The 17,858-nt window shown below is 67.7% G+C and carries 17 protein-coding genes; 9 read left to right on the top strand and 8 right to left on the bottom strand.

Annotation, left to right across the window (positions count from 1 at the left end; translation table 11 throughout):
• The 3 genes from ACZ5PO_RS05810 to ACZ5PO_RS05800 form a co-directional block, all read right to left on the bottom strand.
• Complete coding sequence (locus tag ACZ5PO_RS05810) at positions 1-1,026, bottom strand: fatty acid desaturase family protein (RefSeq protein ID WP_464191200.1); 1,026 nt, start codon at positions 1,024-1,026, stop codon at positions 1-3.
• Positions 1,027-1,128: 102 nt separating this feature from the next.
• A complete protein-coding gene (locus tag ACZ5PO_RS05805; protein WP_464191198.1) occupies positions 1,129-1,803 on the bottom strand; it encodes a TetR/AcrR family transcriptional regulator C-terminal domain-containing protein in 675 nt (224 codons plus the stop codon).
• 121 nt (positions 1,804-1,924) lie between these two features.
• A complete protein-coding gene (locus ACZ5PO_RS05800; RefSeq protein ID WP_464191196.1) occupies positions 1,925-2,485 on the bottom strand; it encodes a flavin reductase family protein in 561 nt (186 codons plus the stop codon).
• Between the two features lie 80 nt (positions 2,486-2,565).
• Here ACZ5PO_RS05800 and ACZ5PO_RS05795 point away from each other — a divergent pair, with 80 nt between their 5' ends.
• Positions 2,566-3,453, top strand: coding sequence for an NAD(P)-dependent oxidoreductase (locus tag ACZ5PO_RS05795; protein WP_464191194.1), 888 nt, complete (start codon positions 2,566-2,568; stop codon positions 3,451-3,453).
• A 120-nt stretch (positions 3,454-3,573) separates the two neighbouring features.
• On the opposite strand, the gene ACZ5PO_RS05790 is transcribed toward ACZ5PO_RS05795, so the two are convergent.
• Both ACZ5PO_RS05790 and ACZ5PO_RS05785 read right to left on the bottom strand, forming a co-directional pair.
• Positions 3,574-4,344, bottom strand: a complete 771-nt coding sequence (locus ACZ5PO_RS05790; RefSeq protein ID WP_464191192.1) for a hypothetical protein — start codon at positions 4,342-4,344, stop codon at positions 3,574-3,576.
• A gap of 250 nt (positions 4,345-4,594) precedes the next feature.
• On the bottom strand, positions 4,595-5,563 hold the full coding sequence (locus ACZ5PO_RS05785; protein WP_464191190.1) for a LysR family transcriptional regulator: 969 nt from the start codon (positions 5,561-5,563) through the stop codon (positions 4,595-4,597).
• 142 nt (positions 5,564-5,705) lie between these two features.
• Here ACZ5PO_RS05785 and ACZ5PO_RS05780 point away from each other — a divergent pair, with 142 nt between their 5' ends.
• Both ACZ5PO_RS05780 and ACZ5PO_RS05775 read left to right on the top strand, forming a co-directional pair.
• Positions 5,706-6,503, top strand: a complete 798-nt coding sequence (locus ACZ5PO_RS05780) for an SDR family oxidoreductase (RefSeq protein WP_464191188.1) — start codon at positions 5,706-5,708, stop codon at positions 6,501-6,503.
• Positions 6,496-6,897: a GlcG/HbpS family heme-binding protein gene (locus tag ACZ5PO_RS05775; protein WP_464191186.1), complete on the top strand. Its 402-nt coding sequence runs from the start codon at positions 6,496-6,498 to the stop codon at positions 6,895-6,897. The genes ACZ5PO_RS05780 and ACZ5PO_RS05775 overlap by 8 nt, the downstream gene beginning before the upstream one ends.
• A gap of 275 nt (positions 6,898-7,172) precedes the next feature.
• Here ACZ5PO_RS05775 and ACZ5PO_RS05770 read toward each other — a convergent pair whose 3' ends face one another.
• Positions 7,173-8,237, bottom strand: coding sequence for a phenylacetaldoxime dehydratase family protein (locus ACZ5PO_RS05770; protein WP_464191184.1), 1,065 nt, complete (start codon positions 8,235-8,237; stop codon positions 7,173-7,175).
• A 261-nt stretch (positions 8,238-8,498) separates the two neighbouring features.
• On the opposite strand from ACZ5PO_RS05770, the gene ACZ5PO_RS05765 reads away from it, so the two are divergent.
• Together ACZ5PO_RS05765 and ACZ5PO_RS05760 are read left to right on the top strand one after the other, a co-directional pair.
• Complete coding sequence (locus ACZ5PO_RS05765; RefSeq protein WP_464191182.1) at positions 8,499-9,275, top strand: IclR family transcriptional regulator; 777 nt, start codon at positions 8,499-8,501, stop codon at positions 9,273-9,275.
• A 113-nt stretch (positions 9,276-9,388) separates the two neighbouring features.
• Positions 9,389-9,865, top strand: a complete 477-nt coding sequence (locus tag ACZ5PO_RS05760; protein WP_464191180.1) for a hypothetical protein — start codon at positions 9,389-9,391, stop codon at positions 9,863-9,865.
• A gap of 160 nt (positions 9,866-10,025) precedes the next feature.
• Here the strand turns inward: ACZ5PO_RS05760 and ACZ5PO_RS05755 are convergent, their stop codons facing one another.
• Both ACZ5PO_RS05755 and ACZ5PO_RS05750 read right to left on the bottom strand, forming a co-directional pair.
• Positions 10,026-11,366 (bottom strand): hydroxymethylglutaryl-CoA reductase, degradative, encoded by a 1,341-nt coding sequence (locus tag ACZ5PO_RS05755; RefSeq protein ID WP_464191178.1) that lies wholly within the window; start codon positions 11,364-11,366, stop codon positions 10,026-10,028.
• Between the two features lie 70 nt (positions 11,367-11,436).
• A complete protein-coding gene (locus tag ACZ5PO_RS05750; RefSeq protein ID WP_464191176.1) occupies positions 11,437-13,356 on the bottom strand; it encodes a helix-turn-helix domain-containing protein in 1,920 nt (639 codons plus the stop codon).
• A 107-nt stretch (positions 13,357-13,463) separates the two neighbouring features.
• Between ACZ5PO_RS05750 and ACZ5PO_RS05745 the strand changes: the two genes are divergently transcribed.
• The 4 genes from ACZ5PO_RS05745 to ACZ5PO_RS05730 all read left to right on the top strand — a co-directional run bounded on the left by ACZ5PO_RS05745 (position 13,464) and on the right by ACZ5PO_RS05730 (position 17,855).
• Complete coding sequence (locus ACZ5PO_RS05745; protein WP_464191174.1) at positions 13,464-14,465, top strand: hydroxymethylglutaryl-CoA lyase; 1,002 nt, start codon at positions 13,464-13,466, stop codon at positions 14,463-14,465.
• 18 nt (positions 14,466-14,483) lie between these two features.
• Positions 14,484-15,728: a CaiB/BaiF CoA transferase family protein gene (locus tag ACZ5PO_RS05740; protein WP_464191172.1), complete on the top strand. Its 1,245-nt coding sequence runs from the start codon at positions 14,484-14,486 to the stop codon at positions 15,726-15,728.
• A gap of 1 nt (position 15,729) precedes the next feature.
• Positions 15,730-16,485 (top strand): enoyl-CoA hydratase/isomerase family protein, encoded by a 756-nt coding sequence (locus ACZ5PO_RS05735; RefSeq protein ID WP_464191170.1) that lies wholly within the window; start codon positions 15,730-15,732, stop codon positions 16,483-16,485.
• A 140-nt stretch (positions 16,486-16,625) separates the two neighbouring features.
• Positions 16,626-17,855: an ABC transporter substrate-binding protein gene (locus ACZ5PO_RS05730; protein ID WP_464191168.1), complete on the top strand. Its 1,230-nt coding sequence runs from the start codon at positions 16,626-16,628 to the stop codon at positions 17,853-17,855.
• Positions 17,856-17,858 lie beyond the last annotated feature (3 nt).

The raw sequence follows: 17,858 nt of genomic DNA, 5'->3' as shown, positions 1-17,858 counted from the left end.
TCAGAACCCCGACGTCACCTGGCTCTCCGTCAGCGCCGCCCCGGCCCGGGCGCTGCGCTCGCCGCTGATCCGCCGCCCCGGCCGGTCCTGGTCGTTGGACTTGGCGGTGGCGAGGCGCAGCACGGCGGCGTAGCTCGGCTGCACCTCCATGCGGCCGGCGTGGGGCCCCTTCGACAGGATCTCGTGCACCCGCGGCAGGTTATAGCAGGGCACATACATCATCAGGTGATGCTCGAGGTGGTAGTTCACGTAGTAGGGCGCGATGAACAGCCGCTCCAGCACGTTGGCCCGCGTGGTGCGGGTGTTGCGCAGCGGGTCGTCGTTGTCGGGCACGACGGCGTGCTCGGCGATGTTGCGGATGCGGGTGATGACCATCATCCAGGTCAGCAGCGGCAGCAGCCACAGCAGCGGATAAGCCCACCATACGCCGGCCAAGGTGAAGCCGGCGAAGAGCACCAGGTTCACCACCACCTGCGGCCCGAGCTTGCCCCAGAAGCGGGCGAGCCGCTGCCGCCACGGCATGGAACTGTCGCCGAGCGCGTTGCGGATCTGCGCCTTGCGCTGCGAGAAACCGGTGCGCCCGGTGATGTCGCGCCAGAACTTGCGGCGATAGCTCATCGGCGTGATCGGGAAGGGGGCGGAGAGGACGAGATCGGGGTCGTCCTCCTGCTGGGTGCGGGCGTGGTGCTGGAGGTGGTAGGCGCGGTAGGCCCGCGTCTCGGCGAACACCGGGTAGGCGCACAGCCATTGGCTGAGTCCCATATTGAGCCGCGCCCCGTCGGCCAGGCTGCCGTGGGCCCCGTCGTGCATCAGGATGGAGAGGCCGAGCTGGCGCGAGCCGATGATGCCGACCGCCAGGATGAAGGTCAGCGGGTTGGGCCAGACGGCGACCATGGCGACGGAGCCGAGGATCAGCGCCCAGGCGTGCGCGATCAAGGCAGGGCCCTTCCAGCTCGAGCGGGTGCGGACCTCGGCGAGCTCCGCGTCGCTCATCAGGTCCTTGGCGCGGAGGCGGTGGTTCGTCATGGCGTTTCCTCGGTGTTGTTGTGTTGCTTTTTCAGGTCGCGTCGAAGGCGCCGCTTGGTCCCGCTCCTCGCAAGCGGCTATCGAATGCGCTGGGCGGAGGCGCTAGCGGCCGGGGCCATCGGTTCGAACCACGCGCAAACGTCCGTCGCCCGGCTCATCGGCCATCGGAGCGATCAGGCGCAGCATCTCGGTGACGAGGTCGTCGGGCGAGCGTCCCATCGCCTGGCCTTCCACGGTGACGCCGACGGCGACGGCCCAGAAGCGGCGGGCCACGGTCTCCGGATCGGACGGCGGCCGCCAGCCGCGGGCGGCGACCTCGGCGGCGTAGGCGCGCAGGCCCTCCGCGTGCAGCCGCTCGATGGTGCGCTCGACGAAGGGGGCAAGGTCCTGGCGGCGGCGGGTCAGCGTCATCGCCTCGACGAAGAAGCCGAGCCCGTCCGGCCGCAGCACGCTCTCCACCAGCGCGCGGGTATAGTCCGGCGCCGAGCGCGCCCGCGCCGCCCGTTCCTCGGCGGCGCGCGCCAGGTGCAGCGCGTCGCGGCAGGCCGCCTCGACGAACAGCGCCTCCTTGGTGCGGAAGTAATAGGTGATCTGGCTGGGGAAGGCGTCGGCCGCCGCCGCGATGTCGGCGATGGAGACGCCGGCGAGGCCGCGCTCCTTGAACAGCAGGCTCGCGGCGTCGAGCAGCAGCGAGCGCGTCTGGCGTCCGGCCGCCCGCGTCGCCCGGATGGCGTGCTTGGGATCGGGCGGGAGAACGAGGCGGGGGCCACCCTTCATGCCGGGCTCCGGGCGCACGCGCGCAATCTACGATCTTCTTTGTTTGTATGCCATACAATAACGACTGTCAAATGCCTGGGAAGGCGTCGAACCCCGCGCGGCCCAGCGCTACGGGGCGGCCCTACAGCATGTCCGGCCGGAACAGCGACCTGCGGCTGATCACCTTGCCCGACACCACGAACACGCCGTCGCCGGTGTAGTGCAGCGTTTCCGGGTGCTTCGGCGTGGGCGCCACGTGCGCCTTCACCACCTCGAAGATGAAGAAGTTGTAGCGGTCGACCAGCGCGTCGTCGCGCAGGCGGCATTCGAAGCTGGCGTGGCATTCGCCGATCAGCGGTGCCTCGACCTGCTGCGCCGGCTCGGCCGTCAGCCCGAAGTGCGCGAACTTGTCGATGGTGGCGCCCGAGGTGTTGCCGATGCCGACCACCGTGTCGGTCAGCGCCGTGGTCGGCAGGTTGATGACGCAGGCGCCGCTGTCGCGGATCATGCGGAAGCTGTGGTTGCCGCCCGAGATCATCAGCCCGACCAGCGACGGCGTGAACTCCAGGATGGTGTGCCAGCCGAGCGTCATGATGTTGTCGCGGCCGCCGGCGCTGGACGACACCAGCACGATCGGGCCAGGCTCCAGGTAGCGGCGCACCTGGCTCACGGGAAAATCGGACTTGCGGGGATGCTTCGGCACGGCCAGCCTCGTCGCGGTCGGTGTCGACAGCCATCATAACCGTCGCCATCGGCGGCCGCACGGCAGGGAGCGAGACGACGATGAAGCAGCAGATCGGGATGATTGGCATCGGCCTCATGGGGCACGGCATCGCCAGGAACCTCGCCAGGCACGGCTATCCGCTCACCGTGATGGAGCACCCCGGCAACCGCCCGCTCGACGAGCTCCTGGCGGCGGGCGTCCGCACCGCGGCGAGCGCGGCGGCGGTGGCGCGGGGCGCGGATGTCGTCATCCTGTGCGTGACGGGCACCCCGGAGGTCGAGGCGGTGCTGACCGGGCCCGGCGGCGTGCTCGAGGGCCTGCGCCCCGGCGCCATCGTGATCGATTGCTCGACGGCCGTGCCCCAATCGACCAAGCGGATGGCTGCGCTCGTCGAGAAGGCCGGCGGCCGCTTCATCGATGCGCCCATGACGCGGACCGCCAAGCACGCCCACGAGGGCAAGCTGAACCTCCTGGTCGGCGGCCCGCCCGAGACGTTCGCGGAGGTGCGGCCGATCCTCGCCTGCTTCGCCGAGAACATCACCTACGCCGGCGAGGTCGGCGCCGGGCACCAGCTCAAGCTCCTGCACAATTGCGTGTCGCTCGGCTTTGTCGCGCTGCTTGCCGAAGCCGCCGCATGCGCGGCGCGGGCCGGCATCGCGCCGGAGGTGTTCGTCGACACGCTCGCCGCCGGCGGTGGCGGCGGGGCCGCATTGGAGCGGGTCAAGCCCTACCTGGCGAGCGGCGATTCCTCGGGCCTTCAGTTCACCGTGGCCAACGCCTTCAAGGACCTGACCTATTATACCGAGATGGCGCAGGGCCTGGGCGCGGCGCACGGCATCGCCGACGGGGTGGCGGCGACCCTGGAGCGCGTCGTCCAGCACGGCCACACCCAGGCGATGATGCCGGAGCTGGTCACCCTGCTGGGCGAGGGCGGCACCGGCGGCTAGCACCGGGCTCGCGGTCTCAAGTCGATGGATGGCCGGGTCAAGCCCGGCCATGACGTTGAAATGTAACGCTCTTCCGTCATGCCCGGGCTTGACCCGGGCATGACGGAAGAGCCCCGCCGCCTACAGGCTGAGGATGTATCTCGCGTAGGGCGCCCGGTCCTCCTCCGGGAGCCGGTCGAGCGGGCCGTAGAGCTTGGCGGTGCCGTCGCAGATGGCCTTGTCGTCGGTCCGCGCCTCGAGCGCCGTGCGGTCGGCGTCGTCGAAGCCCAGGGTGGCGAGGGCTTGGCCGCCGTCCTCCTCGGTGAGCACGCGCGCCTTGGGCTTGCCCCGGCCGCTCGCATAAGCCTGCTCCAGGGCCTTGAGGCTGTCGTCGAACAGCCGCCGCGCCTCGGCATCGAGGCTGCCCGGGTTCTTGATGCCGGTCATGCCAAACTCCGCGCAGAGCGCCGGATTGGCCGTCTGCAGGTAGCGCACCAGCGCGACGTGCGCGGCCCAGGCGGCGAGAATGGAACCGTCGTCCGCCGCCTGCAGCGCCGGCGCCACGTAGCTGGCCCGCCACTGCCCGACCAGGCGGCGGCCGTCCTGCCCGCCCTCGATGGCGGTCTTGAGCTCCGCCTTCAGCGCAGGGTTGTCCTGCATGATCCGGCCGAACAGCGGCGTCGCCGCGAACTGGGCGACCGCCTTGTCGAGGCTGTCCGTCGGCGGCCTGGCGGCGCCGCCATAGTGCATGGCGAACCCCGCGATGCCGGCCGCCAGCGCGCCGCTCAGCACGACGATGACGCTGGTGAGACGCTTGCGTCCCGGGCTCGCCGCAGGATCGTTGAGGAGGTAGCGCACCCCCATCCCGACGATGATGGCGATGAGCACGTAGAGCAGGCTGTTCACGATCATGGAGACTCCCCTGGAGGGTTTCGCGATCGGGCGGGCGCGCACCCAATCGCGGCGCGCTCCAGATGAACAGAGCTGGAGCATGTCTCCACCATTGGATGATGCTCATCCCATGGCGAAGTGCCGCGGTCGCCGCATATCACAACTTATCCGGGTGGCGCCAGCCGCGGGCGCGGACCGCGGTGGCCGCGGCGGCGCGCCGGGCCGGCGTGGCCGGCCCACGCGACGAATCCGCTCTATCGTGTCGGATCGATCAGGGCTCTCCGTTCTCCGTTCGCCGCTCGTGCTGGATGGTGTCGATCAAAGCCCGCAAGGCGGACGAAACATGGCGACGGCCCGGATAGTAGAGGCACACGCCTGGGAACGATGGGCACCAATCACCCAGCACCCGTTCGAGACGGCCCGTGCGTAGCGCGTCCATGACGAGAAAGTCCGGCACGAAGGCGATCCCTATGCCATCGATGGCCGCGTCCACCATCATGGCCTGATCGGTCAACGTGAGCGGACCATTGACGTCGATCGTTTCTGCAATGCCGTGTCGCTCGAACTCCCAGCGATAAATCATCCTGCTTTCGAAGCGGAAACGAATGCAGTCGTGCCGATACAAATCCTGAGGTGCGGTTGGCCGGCCTCGGGCCTCCAGATAGGCGGACGAAGCAACAGCCGCAAATTGGACAGTTTCAACCAGGCGGACCGCAATCATATCTTGCGGAACGGATTCCGCGAGGCGAATACCTGCATCGAAGCCTTCGGCAATGATGTCGGTCAGCTTTCCGTCCGTGACGATGTCGAGATGTATCTGGGGATAGGCCCGTAAGAAGCGCGCCAGCAGCGGGCGAAGGATCATCCGGATGGCCGCATCGCTGGCATTGATGCGCACCGTGCCGCTCGGTACTCCGCGGAAATCGTGGACCTCCTGCAAAGCTTCCGCAATCGCCCCCACGGCCGGACGGAGCTTGGCGGCAAGGCGCTCCCCAGCCTCGGTCAAGGACACGCTGCGCGTCGTCCGGTTGAACAGGCGCACGCCGAGGCGCTGCTCGAGGCTCTTCACTGAATGACTGACGGCCGAACGGGTTACGCCGAGTTCGATCGACGCCACACGAAAACTGCGCTGGTTGGCGACCGCGAGAAATACGTTCAGCGCGAAAAGGTCGCCAGCACCAGATTGGTGAGCACTCTTCATCACGTCGGCAAGGATCGGAGAGATTGTTGCGATAGTCAAGATTGCCTAGCATGGAGCCATTCCATCGGGAGGATTGCTGGAGGATTGCTCCTGGGCCGGTCTTATCGTTGGCCGAAATCCTCGTGCAGCGCTCCCCAGCACCGGCAGGCGCCCCTTGTGGGGGGCTGCGCCAACATCGGACATGGAAGGCGAAGAGCGACCAATGCCAAAGAAAATCCTGATCACCGGCGCCAGTTCCGGTTTCGGCCGCGGGGCAGCGATCGAGCTCGCCCGCCGTGGGCACAAGGTCGTCGCCACCGCCGAAACCTGGCCTCAGGTCCGAAGCCTGCGTGCCGACGCGGCGGAAGCCAAGGTCGAGCTCGACGTCATCAAGCTCAACCTCCTGGACGACATCGATATTGCGCACGCCAACAGCTACGATCCCGACGTTCTGGTGCTCAATGCCGGCGTGATGGAAAGCGGCTCCGTCATCGACATCCCGATGGAGCGCGTGCGTGAATCTTTCGAGATCAATGTTTTCGGTCACATCAGGCTGGCGCAGGGAATCGTCCCGAAGATGGTGGCGCGCAAATCCGGCAAGGTGGTGTGGACCTCATCGATGGGCGGCATTCTCGTCATTCCGTTCGTCGGCGTGTATTGCGCGACGAAGCATGCCATCGAGGCCATCGCCGGCTCCATGAAGGCCGAGCTGGCGCCATACGGCGTCAAGGTCGCGACCGTGAACCCGGGTGTGTTCGGAACCGGCTTCAACGATACCGGCGCGGAGAGCCATACGCAGTGGTACGACGCCGATCGCGCAGTCGTTCCCATGCCGGATTTTGCCGGCGCGCTTGCGGATCAGTTCGATCCTCAGGAGATGATCGACGCGATGGTCGAGATCATTCCTGCCGACGAGCATCTCTACCGCACGATGCGCCCCGCGGCCACGATCGCCACCGCGAAGCAATGGCAGGACACGGAGTGGACGCAGAATGCCTGACCTCACGCTCGACTACGCGCAGCGTCTCGTGGCTCGAGGCCGCGCCGCCGCGGAAGAGGTCGGCATGAACGCTGTTTTCGCCGTTCTCGATCAGGGCGCGAATCTCGTGACGTTCTCTCGAATGGACGGCGCGTGGCTGGCTTCGAACGAACTGGCCATCGCGAAGGCACGCACGTCCGTCATGTTCCAGGCGCCCACCGAAGCCCTGAACGCGCCGTTGCAGATCGGCCAGCCGCTTCTGCATTTCGATCACATTCACAACGGCGGTCTGCTCCTCGTGGGAGGCGGGGTGCCGCTGTTCGCCGCCGACGGGACGCTGATCGGCGGTCTGGGCGTTTCGGGAGGGAGCCCCGAACAGGATGCCGCTCTCGCCCGGTCGGCCACTGCGCAATAGAGCGCCTTGCGATCGGGTGGACTCGCCCAATCGCAAAAAGAAGCGCTCTCGATTCGAAAGTAATGAGCGTTGCTCCGCCAATGGATGACCTCATCCAATGGCGGAATGCTCTAGTGTGGTGGATCTGAAGTTCCTGCTCCCCACATGGCATCCACGTTCAGGACCTTCAGATCCATTAAACCACACTAGAATCATAGAGTTGCTAGTGTGGCTTAGGAATCCGAAATTCGCTCCCAGCGCTGCCCCAGGGTGGTGCGAATTTCGGATTCGCCACACTAGCCGGCAGCTTCGAACAGCGGGCAGAAGGGCAGCATGCCGGTCTGCGGGTGGCAGTTCACATATTCGAAGCTCGCCGCTGCCGGCATGACGAACAGCTCGTGCCACGTCACCACCTCGCGCTTCGCCCCGAACTTGCGGTTCATGGCGATGGCGTGGTGGTAGATGTCGAGGTGCGTCTGGTGCGACCTGGCCCAGGCTTCCAACTGCTCCAGCGACAGGAAATAGGCGAGCACCGAGGTCTCGGGCCGCCCGGCGCCCGCGGCGTCGAGGTTGGTCATCACGCGCAGCGCCAGCGTGCCGGTGTCGCCCTTGTGGTCCGTCAGGTAGTCCATGCCGCGCATCAGCTTGGGCTGGAGGTTGTCCCGGTAGTCGCCGAGCTGCTCGGGGCCGGCGCCCTCCCAGAACTGGCCGGAGCGCAGCACGCACATGTTGTGCGGCGTGGCGGCGGTGAGCCGCCGGCCGCGGCTCGCCACCGGCCGGGCCTCGGGTGGCGCCGCCTTCAGCGGGCTCTCCAGCGCGTCGATGGCCGAGAGCGGGATGCGGTCGCGCGCCGCGCCGAAATAGCCGTTGGTGGTCATCGGCACGATGGCCGCGCCCGCCGTCCGCGCCAGGCCGATGCGGTAGCCGGGCGCCGAATAGATCGTCTCGTGTCGGTCGTAGGGCACGGCGATGGTCTCGCGCCAATAGCCGATCCCGGGCTCGGTGAGCCGCGCCTCGTTGGCCAGCCAATGGGCGACCGTCGAGGCCTGCGACCAGCGGGCGTAGGCGGTGGCGTCGGTCCAGTAGCCCACGGCGACGGCGTTGGTCTCCCCCGCCTCGTCGACGAAGCGCATCACCTCGTGCGCCGCCGGCCCGTCCGCCTCCGCGAAGCTTGCGGCGAGCCGCGCGAAGAAGGCAGCCTGTCGCTCTGCCGGCAGCTCCCGGCCCTGGATGGCGTAATAGGCCGAGACCAGCTCGCCGACCGGCCGCTCCCAGCGCAGGGTGTAGCGCGGCGCCGCCGGCTGATGGCCCTCCGGCCGGCGCGCCGGCACGGTGCGCGGATACTCCACGTGGAAGGTCATGCCGGCTGCCTTGCGATATTCGATATTTCGAATTAAGTTCGATATGAAGAATATGCGGTTCCGGGCGACGGCGTCAAGACAAGGCGTCTCCAAGCCGATGGATAGCCGGGTCACGGCTATGACGTTGCAAATGAGGGCGTCCCGCCTCCGAGCCGCGTCATGGCCGGGCCTGGCCCGTGCCGCAACGCCTTGACAGCCGGCGCCCCGCCGCCGAGTCCCCACGCTTCGGCCTATCGAAGCCGCCCCCATCCGGAGCCGCCCATGCCCGCATCCCCGGCCAAGGCCAAGAGTGCCCCTGCGCTGGTGCGCGGCCTGCGCGTGCTGGAGATGATCGCCGCCGCGCCCGCGCCGCTCAACCTCACCGCCATCGCCGCTGGCCTCGGCGTCGCCATGAGCTCCGCCCACTCCATCTGCATCACGCTGGTGAACGAGGGCTACATCGAGCGGGCCGGCGACGGCAGCTTCGGGCTCACCCTGCGCGTGCTCGATCTCGCCCGCGCCAAGATCGCCACCTACGGCCTCGCCCAGCATTTCCACGCCGCCTGCGACGAGATCCAGCTCATCCGCGAGAACGGCGCCACCATGAGCGTGCTCGACGGCGCCGACGTCTACTTCATCGCCGCCCGCAACAGCCCCCAGCCCCTGGGCGTAACCTTCAAGGCGGGCGCGCGGATGCCCGCCTGCTGCATGGCCAGCGGCCGCGCCGTGCTGGCGAGCCTGACCGATGAGGAGGTGTGCCGGCTCTATCCCGATGAGGACTTGCCGCAGCTCACCAAGGATCACCCAAAGCACCGCAGAGAGCTGCTCGCCATCCTCGCCGAGGCGCGGCGGGACGGCTACGCCAAGGAGATCAAGGGCACGCGCCCGCACATGTGTTCCTACGGCGCCCTGGTCGCCACGCCCTCGGGCCGCCCGGTCGCCGGCGTGGCGATCACCATGTACGAGGGCGACCTTACGCCTGGGGTGGAGAGGCAGGCAATCGGCGCCATCCGCCTGCTGGCCGACAAGCTCTCGCGGTTCGGGGATCTGGTGGGCTAGAGGGGGCGCGGGCGGGTATGGCGTCTCGCCACCTGGAGGTGTAATCGCCGATCACGCTTAAGCTTCGTCGTCTGCGGGGGGCGCAGCCGGGGTCTGTCTGCGAGGGAGAGTTCATGACCCGGTTGTTGGCGGCCGCCTTTGGTCTCGGCTTCGCGCTGGCGGCATCCGCCGCCTCGGCGGATCATCCCCTGGACAAGTATGTCACCGACGGGGAGGTCAAGGCGGCTCTGCAGCTCGCCCTGGCCAGCATCACCAGAGCGAAGTGCGAGGACTCCAAGCCATGCGCTCCCGCGACTGCCGCGGAGAAGGCGTATCCGCCCATCTCGATCAACGAGGCTCGGGCCGCGATGAGGGCGGGCATAGTGTCCGGCATCGCCGAGCATTGCGGGCTCGACTGGCAGCGGCGCACCTTCATTCCCATGATGGCCTACCACCGCCACACGGTGCAGATGAACGAGCGGCAAACGACGCTGATCGCTTTGCTGCACGGCATACAGCAAGGGAAGGTCGTGCGCGCGCTCCAGAGCTCCGGCCCATGCTCGGCCGACATGAGAGCCAAGGTCAACGCGCAATTGCCTGGACGCCAGTAGCCCCGGGGGCCGCAAGGCGTCGGCGTTTGACTGATCAAGCGCTCGTGCGCTTGGCGATCGGGTGCGCCCAATCGCCAAGGAAGCGCTCCAGATTCAAAAGGCTATGAGCTGGCAGAGCCGGCACTGGCGGACGCTGTATGGTCGTCAGGCGTGCGACTCTTCATTGCGGCGCGCCGGCCCTGATCTTCGCAAGGATCGCTTCCGCCCTGTCGAGCCGCACGTGTCCGCCGGTCTTGAGGTGGCTCACAACGGCTTCGATTTCGTCGCCGGTGGCCCCCGCGGCTGCTGCGACGTTGCGGGCGTGGAGCGACATATGCCCCTTCTGGATTCCCTCGGCGGCCAGGGCGCGAAGGGCGCCGACGTTCTGAGCCAGTCCGACAGCCGTGATGACCCGTGCCAGCTCCTGCGCCGACTCGACCCCGAGCAGCTTGACCCCGGCGCGGGCAACCGGATGGGTCTTCGTCGCTCCGCCCACCAGGCCGACCGCCATCGGGACTTCCAGCGTTCCGACGAGATGTCCGTTCGCATCGGTTTCGAAGTGGGACAGCGACGTGTAGCGCCCGGTCGACGCGGCGTGGGAGTGCGCCCCCGCCTCGACGGCCCGCGTGTCGTTGCCCGTCGCCAGAACGACGGCGGTGATGCCGTTCATGATGCCCTTGTTGTGAGTGGCCGCCCGGTAGGGATCGGCGGCCGCGAAGCGATAGGCGTCGACGATGCCGCTCACCACGTCCTCCCCGCCGAGAGCGTCACGATCGAAGACGGCGCGCACTCGCGCGAGCCGCCGATCCGCCTTGTTGGTGAGGATGCGGAGGCGCACGCGCCCGCCGGCGAGGGCGGCGACGCGGGGCGCGATCGCTTCCGCCATGGTGTTGACGGCGTTTGCGCCCATCGCGTCACGCACGTCCACGCTGAGATGCAGGACCACGTAGACGGCGCTGCCGGCCTCGACGATGCGGACCTCGATGCTTCTCGCGCCGCCGCCGAGTTTTACCAGGAGAGGATCCTGGTCGTTGGCCAGGGCCAGGAGCTCCGCCTCGGCCTCGTAGAGACGCAGACGGGCTCCGCGCGGATCGGGCACACCCACGACCTGCACCTGGGACACCATGATCGGCAGGTCGGTCGAGGCATGGAAGCCGCCTTGCCGGCGCGCGACAGAGGCCATGTTGCTGGCCGCGGCCACGACCGACGGCTCCTCGGTCGCCATGGGGATGAGATAGTCGCGCCCGTCGATCGTGAAATTCGCCGCGATGCCGACCGGGATGGACAACGTCCCCACCACGTTCTCGATCATGCGGTCGGCGATGGCCAGCATGTCCGGATCGTGCGGGACGAGACAGGAGAGCTCGGAGTCCGCGAGCCCCGCCGAGCGGGCTGCGGCCGCGAGGCGGTCGCTCGGGGACAGCTTGTAGAAACCAGGAAGACGACTGTTGACCGACATCGACGACGAACCCTGCTCTTGTCCGAACAGAGGTGTTAGATGAGGTCGGCCCGCATTCTTCAATGGCGCGAACCCATATCCGATCGCGCGATGACAGTGCGTCTCCTACAATGCGTCAGGGCGGGCAAATGCCTCACGGCGGGCAAATGCCTTGCTGCGGAAGTGTCTCGCTCAACCAGTGCAGCCGCAGCGCCATGTGGAGTTCCAGCCCGCGGTTCGGTTCCGACCAATCGGGGCAGAGGGCGCCGATCGCATCCAGACGCTGCCGCATCGTGTTGACATGAACCCCCAGCGTGTCCGCAGCCCGCTGGAGACTCCGGCCGGCTTCGAAATACGCGAACAGGGTCGGCGCCAATTGGGCCTTGCGCCGCCGGTCGTGGTCGAGCAGGTGGCCGATCGTCTGGCGGATGAACTGGCGTGCCGCCTCCTCCCCCTGCCCGTCGAACAGCAGGCTGTAGAGGGAGAGTGTCTTTTCGGGGACGACCCGGCCGCTCTGGCCCAGGCTGCGGAGCAGTGCAAGGCCGCGCCGAAGCCGCTGGTACTCGGCCACTGCCTCGGCGATGCCCGAAACCGGCTGCGACGCAACGATGTTGTAGGGGAGGCGGCCGCTTTCCTTCAGCGCGTCGGCGATCCGCCCGGCCAGTTCCGTCCAGTCGGGATTCGTCGTCGCGACCGCGAGGTCGCCGTTGAACGCGGCGCCGATCGTCTGCCGGCCGGATGCGGCCGCCCGCAAGGCCTGCGGCAGGTGAGCGGCAAATCCGTCCTTGCAGGAGACGAGAAGGATCGTGACCGGCCAGGACAGGGAGACGCCCGCCGGCAGGGCGTGGGCGCTCTCGGCTCCGAACGGATCCGACGTGCCTCGCAAGAGTGCCGAGACGATGTCGGCCACGTTGCGATAGGCGGTTTCGGCGACGCGCTCCATCGACAGGAGAACGATGCCGGTCACCAGCGCCGCCCGCTCGAGGGTGCGGATCTCCGACGAGGACATGGGCTTCGACCGGACGAAGACGAGCGCGCCGAGGCGGACGGAGCCGCTCGTGACAGCCGCCACGGTGACGGTCCGGGCGGCCTCCTCGATCTGCACGGAGCGACCGAGGCGAACGCTGTCCCGGACGGCGGCGGCGAGCGCAGTCTCGGGCATCCCATCGGGAAGGGCGCCGGCGATGGAGATCTGGCGCTCGTCGAGGATCACCGCGTCACCGCCCAGCAGCGTCGCCGCGCGCTGCCGAAGGTCCTCCAGCGATCCGCCCCGGGCGATGAGCTCCGTCAAACGTTCGTGGGCGACGGCGGCGCTCTCGACGTCCTCGGCCTTGGCCCGCAGGGCGACGTTGGCGTCCCGGGCCATCCGCAGCGCCCGCTGTCCCTCCTCCAGCAGGCGCGCATTCTCGATGGCGAGCGCCGCGAAGGTGCCGAGCGACTGGAGGATCGAGATTTCCTGCGGATTGTAGGAGCGCTCGTATCTATCGGCGACGAACAGCACGCCGATGATCTGCGCTTCGAGCTCCAGCGGGATGCCCAGGATCGAGACCACGCCTTCGGACGAGATCGCCGCATCGATCACCGCGTCGTGGTGAAACGTCCGATCGAGCCCGTACCGGCTCGATTGGCACGGCCTGCGCGTCCGCACCACGCTGCCGCAGATGCCGACGTCGCGCGGGACGACGATGCTGGCGAACGCCTCCGATATCACGCCTTCGGTGGCGCGGACATGGAAGGCGCTCCGCTCGTCGGGCGCGGCGGACAGGTACGCGATGTCGCTGCCGACGAGTTGCCTCGCGCGGCGGATGATGGCCTGAAGGACTTGGTCCGTGTCGCGCATCGCCGACAGGTCGCGAGCCGTCTCGTTGAGGGCGATGAGCTCGCGCTCCCGCTTCAGCTTGTGCTCGACATTCTCGCGGAGCCGGATCGCCAGCGCCATGTCGGCTTCGAGCTGGCCGCGAAGCTCGGGCCGGAGGGTGCGGATCTGGGCTCCGAGCAGGTCGAAGGCGGACGCCGGAGCGCCCTGGTCGAGAAGGCCGAGCATGCGGGAATAGAAACCGGAGACGGGATCCATCCCGCACTCCGCTCCGATCGTCTCCGGCGCCTGCTGTTCCACGCATAGCTCCGTTCGGCACGGGTGGGGCGACGTTTTGCAGCTAACGCAGCTGCGCGCCGCACGTGATGGATGATTTCTACACGTTCAGCCAGATTTATTGGAGGCTGCCTCTATTTCGCGCATCCGGGCGGTCGGGCAGAAGGGACGCGAAACCACGGCGGGTGGAAATGTCTGAGCATGTTCGTATCGTCGAAGTCGGCCCTCGGGACGGGCTGCAGGGCGAACCCACGTCGTTGCCGGCAGCCGTGCGAGCCGAATGGGTGGACCTGCTGATCGAAGCGGGGTTGAAGTCGCTCGAGGTCGGAAGCTTCGTCTCGGCGCGCCGCGTGCCGCAGATGGCGGACACGGCGAGCGTTCTGGCGGGGCTGCGCCGGCGGGCCGAGGGGCGCTGCATCGCGCTGGTGCCGAACGTGCAGGGATTGGAGGACGCGATCGCGGCCGGAGTCGACGAGGTCGCGGTCTTCGCTTCGGCCAGCGAAGCTTTCTCCCGCCGCAACATCAACTGCTCCGTGGCCGAGAGCATCGAGCGGTTCAGGCCGATCTTCGCCCGCCTCGAGGGGACGATCCCCGTGCGGGGCTACGTCTCCTGCGCGTTCGGCTGCCCCTACGAGGGGCAGGTTCCGGTCTCGGCGGTGACCGACCTGGCGAGCCGCCTGACGGAACTGGGCTGCTACGAGGTATCTGTCGCCGACACGATCGGCGTCGCGACACCGCGCGCCACCACGGCGGTCGTCCGCGCCGTCGCCGACGAGATCGGCAAAAGCCGCGTGGCGCTTCATTTCCACGACACGCGAGGTCAGGCGCTCGCCAACATGTATGCCAGTCTGGAGACAGGCATCAGAACGTTCGACAGTTCCGTGGCCGGCCTGGGCGGCTGCCCGTTCGCGGCCGGCGCGACGGGCAACGTCGCGACGGAGGATGTCGTCTACATGCTGCATGGCATGGGCCTGTCGACAGGGATCGACCTCGCCGCTCTGATCGGGGCGGGAGAGTTCGTGTCGCGCCATCTCGGGCGCCGAACGGGGTCGCGGGTCGCCCGCGCCGAACAAGCACGCGCGGCCACATAATCGGGAAGAGGAAACGCGATGGGAGTTTCGAAGGCGCAGGACTGCGATGCGCGCGAGGAGGCGCGACCGCTGGAGGGTGTGACCGTGCTCGACATCACCCGCGTCGTCGCTGGACCGTTCTGTTCCATGCTGCTCGCGGATCTCGGCGCGACGGTCATCAAGGTCGAGCATCCCGACGATCCCGACTATGCCCGCAGCTTCCCGCCCATGGTCGCCGGCCAGCAGGATGAGGCGGAAAGCGCCTTTTTCGCCCAGTTCAATCGCAACAAGCGCGGGATCACGGTGAACCTGAAATCACCGGCCGGAAAGGAGCTCCTGAAGCAGCTCGTCCGCCATGCCGACGTCCTGGTCGAGAACTTTCGTCCGGGCACCATGGACAAGCTCGGGCTCGGCTACGAGGAGCTGCGGCGCTGCAATCCGCGGCTGATCTACACCGCGATCAGCGGGTTCGGGCGAACCGGCCCGAACTCCTCGCGTCCGGCCTTCGACAATACCGGCCAGGCGGTCGGCGGATTGTGGTCGATGAACGGCTATCCCGACCGGCCGCCGGTGCGCGTCGGCACCATCATCGGCGATCTCGCGGCGTCGCTCTATGCGACCATCGGGACGCTCGCGGCCCTGCGCACGGCCGAACGGACGGGCTGCGGCCAGGTGGTCGATGTCTCGCAGCAGGACTCGATCCTCACGCTGACCGAGAACGCCGTCGTCCGCTACACGACCAAGGGCGAGGTCGCCGCGCCGCTCGGCAACGACCATCCCTTCGTGCGGCCCTACGGCCAATTCCCGTGCAAGGATGGCTACGTGTTCTTCGGCGGCTACACGGACAAGTTCTGGCGCCTGACCTGCGAGATGTTCGGCGAGCCGCAGCATGCGGACGATCCGGAGCTCGACACGATGGACAAGCGCTTCGATCCGGACGTGTCGGAGCGAAAGGTCAAGCCGCTCCTCGAGCGCTGGTTCAGCGGCTACGACAAGGCCCAGCTCGAGGCGATGGCTGGCGACCGGATCCCGCTCAGCGCCATCCGGACCGTGCCGGAGGTGGTCGAGGACCCTCACGTTGCGGCCCGCAACATGATCGTGGAGATCCCGGTCGCGGGCGAGCCGGTGCGGATGTTCGGGTCGCCGATCAAGCTGTCCCGGACGGGCGAGATTCCGCGCGGCAAGGCGCCTGCGCCCGGGGAGCACACGCGGACGATCCTGTCGGAGCTCCTCGGCCTGGACGACGGCGACATCCAGCGCCTCATCGACGGCGGAGCGGTCTGAGATGTCGATCGAGGTGAACCGCGAAGGCGCGGTCGCGACCATCCGGATCTCCCGTCCGGACAAGCTCAACGCGCTGTCGCTGGCGATGTACGAGGATCTGGGGCGCGCCTTCATCGAGGCCGCCGACGATGACAGGGTCCGGGCGATCGTGCTCGCCGGGGCGGGAACGCGGGCGTTCTGCGTCGGCGCCGATCTCACGGAATCCATCCCGGCCTTGGCCAGCGACCGCTTCGACATCAGTGCGTGGGATCCGGCCCACCTGAAGAACGTGCCGCTCTACAAGCCGGTCGTCTGCGCCATCCGCGGGCTCTGCGTCGGCGGCGGCTTCGAGATCATGCTGGCGACCGACATCCGGATCGCCTCCGACGAGGCCGTCTTCCAGCTTCCCGAGCCGATCCATGGCTTTGTCCCGGCCGGCGGCACACTGGTCCGTCTCGTCCGCCAGATCGGCCATGCGCACGCGATGGAGATCCTGGTGACGGGACAGCGCTTCTCCAGCGCCGACATGCTGGCGCGCGGCGTGGTGAACCGCATCGTGCCGTCCGACGACGTCGAGCCTGCCGCACAAGAGCTGGCGGGACGCATGGCGGAACTCAGCCCGACAGCGATCCAGACGATCAAGCAGGCCGTGCTCACCCTCCAGGACCTCCCGTACCGCGAGGCCTTCGCGGCGGAGGCGAAACTCGGGCAGCGAACCTTCACGAGCGATGACGCCAGGCGCGGGCTGGCCGCGTTCGCCTCGCGGAGCAAGGGCTGAGGCACGGCCGCCTGTCCGAAAGCCACACCTGCGCGGCCGCGAGGTGTCGATGACGGACGTTGAGCAACGCCCGGCGCGCGACCACAGAATATCCAACGAGGGCCGACCTCGATCGGCCGATGAAATGTCCGGAGGGAACGATGAAGGGCTTGAACACAATCTCGCTTGGCCTGCTCGGCATCGCCGCGGTGACGGCCATGCCGTTCGCGGCGTGGGCACAGACGCCGGCCGTGTCCGACGATGTCGTTCGCATCGGCGTGATCGAGGACATGTCCGGCGTCTACGCCGACATCACCGGCATGGGCGTGGTGACGGCTGCCCAGATGGCGATCGACGAAGTCGGCGGGAAGGTGCTCGGCAAGCCCGTCGAGCTCGTCTACGCCGACCACCAGAACAAGCCCGACATCGCGGCATCGATCGCCAGGAAGTGGTTCGACGAAGGCAAGGTCGACGCGATCCTCGACGTCGCCTCGTCGTCCCCGGCCCTGGCGGTCATCGAGGTTGCCAAGGAGAAGGGCAAGATCATCACCCTCTCGTCGCCAGGATCGACCCGGATCACCAACGAGAATTGCGGGCCCTACGTCGTGCATTGGGCCTACGACACCTATGCCATCGCGCAGAGCACGGGCCAGGCGCTCGCGCGGCAGGGGTTCGACACGTGGTACTTCGTGACCGCCGACTACGCCTTCGGCCAGGGGCTGCAAGCCCAGGCGACCCGCGTCGTCACGGACAACAAGGGACGGGTGCTCGGCAGCGTCAAGGTTCCGGTCGGAACGGCGGATTTCGGCTCCGCCCTCCTGGCGGCCCAGGCATCGGGTGCGAAGGTCGTGGCCCTGGCGAACGCCGGCAACGACACCATCAACTCGATCAAGCAGGCGGCCCAGTTCGGCCTGACGCAGGGCGGCCAGAAGCTCGCCACGCTGGGCGGCTTCATCAACGACGTCCACGGTCTCGGACTGGGCGAGGCGCAGGGGCTGACGATCACGGAAGCATCATACTGGGACACCAACGATGAGACCCGTGCCTGGTCGAAGACCTTCTTCGACAAGGTCAAGTCCATGCCGAACATGCTGCAGACGGGGACCTATTCTTCGGTCCTCCACTATCTGCGGTCCGTCGAAACTGCGAAGACGGACGATTCGGCGGCCGTGATGAAGGCGATGCGCGCCAGCACCGTCAATGACGTGTTCTATAAGAACGGCAAGATCAGAGACGACGGCCGCATGGTGCACGACATGAACCTCTATGAGGTCAAGAAGCCGTCCGAATCCAAGGCGCCGTGGGACTATTACAAGCTCCTGGCGACCATCCCGGGAGAGCAGGCCTTCCAGCCGATCGAGACGTCGACCTGCACTCTGGTGAAGCGGTAGCAG

The sequence above is a fragment of the Chelatococcus sp. KU-N122 genome (assembly GCF_055391085.1).
Note: the sequence above shows the minus strand (reverse complement) of the source record. Positions and strands in the feature narration are given on the sequence as shown.

Bases quoted from the DNA above. Each gene is read 5' to 3' on its own strand.
- ACZ5PO_RS05810 (WP_464191200.1), bottom strand. From the start codon at position 1,026: ATGACGAACCACCGCCTCCGCGCCAAGGACCTGATGAGCGACGCGGAG.
- ACZ5PO_RS05805 (WP_464191198.1), bottom strand. From the start codon at position 1,803: ATGAAGGGTGGCCCCCGCCTCGTTCTCCCGCCCGATCCCAAGCACGCC.
- ACZ5PO_RS05795 (WP_464191194.1), top strand. From the start codon at position 2,566: ATGAAGCAGCAGATCGGGATGATTGGCATCGGCCTCATGGGGCACGGC.
- ACZ5PO_RS05790 (WP_464191192.1), bottom strand. From the start codon at position 4,344: ATGATCGTGAACAGCCTGCTCTACGTGCTCATCGCCATCATCGTCGGG.
- ACZ5PO_RS05780 (WP_464191188.1), top strand. From the start codon at position 5,706: ATGGAAGGCGAAGAGCGACCAATGCCAAAGAAAATCCTGATCACCGGC.
- ACZ5PO_RS05775 (WP_464191186.1), top strand. From the start codon at position 6,496: ATGCCTGACCTCACGCTCGACTACGCGCAGCGTCTCGTGGCTCGAGGC.
- ACZ5PO_RS05770 (WP_464191184.1), bottom strand. From the start codon at position 8,237: ATGACCTTCCACGTGGAGTATCCGCGCACCGTGCCGGCGCGCCGGCCG.
- ACZ5PO_RS05765 (WP_464191182.1), top strand. From the start codon at position 8,499: ATGCCCGCATCCCCGGCCAAGGCCAAGAGTGCCCCTGCGCTGGTGCGC.
- ACZ5PO_RS05760 (WP_464191180.1), top strand. From the start codon at position 9,389: ATGACCCGGTTGTTGGCGGCCGCCTTTGGTCTCGGCTTCGCGCTGGCG.
- ACZ5PO_RS05750 (WP_464191176.1), bottom strand. From the start codon at position 13,356: ATGGATCCCGTCTCCGGTTTCTATTCCCGCATGCTCGGCCTTCTCGAC.
- ACZ5PO_RS05745 (WP_464191174.1), top strand. From the start codon at position 13,464: ATGGATGATTTCTACACGTTCAGCCAGATTTATTGGAGGCTGCCTCTA.
- ACZ5PO_RS05740 (WP_464191172.1), top strand. From the start codon at position 14,484: ATGGGAGTTTCGAAGGCGCAGGACTGCGATGCGCGCGAGGAGGCGCGA.
- ACZ5PO_RS05735 (WP_464191170.1), top strand. From the start codon at position 15,730: ATGTCGATCGAGGTGAACCGCGAAGGCGCGGTCGCGACCATCCGGATC.
- ACZ5PO_RS05730 (WP_464191168.1), top strand. From the start codon at position 16,626: ATGAAGGGCTTGAACACAATCTCGCTTGGCCTGCTCGGCATCGCCGCG.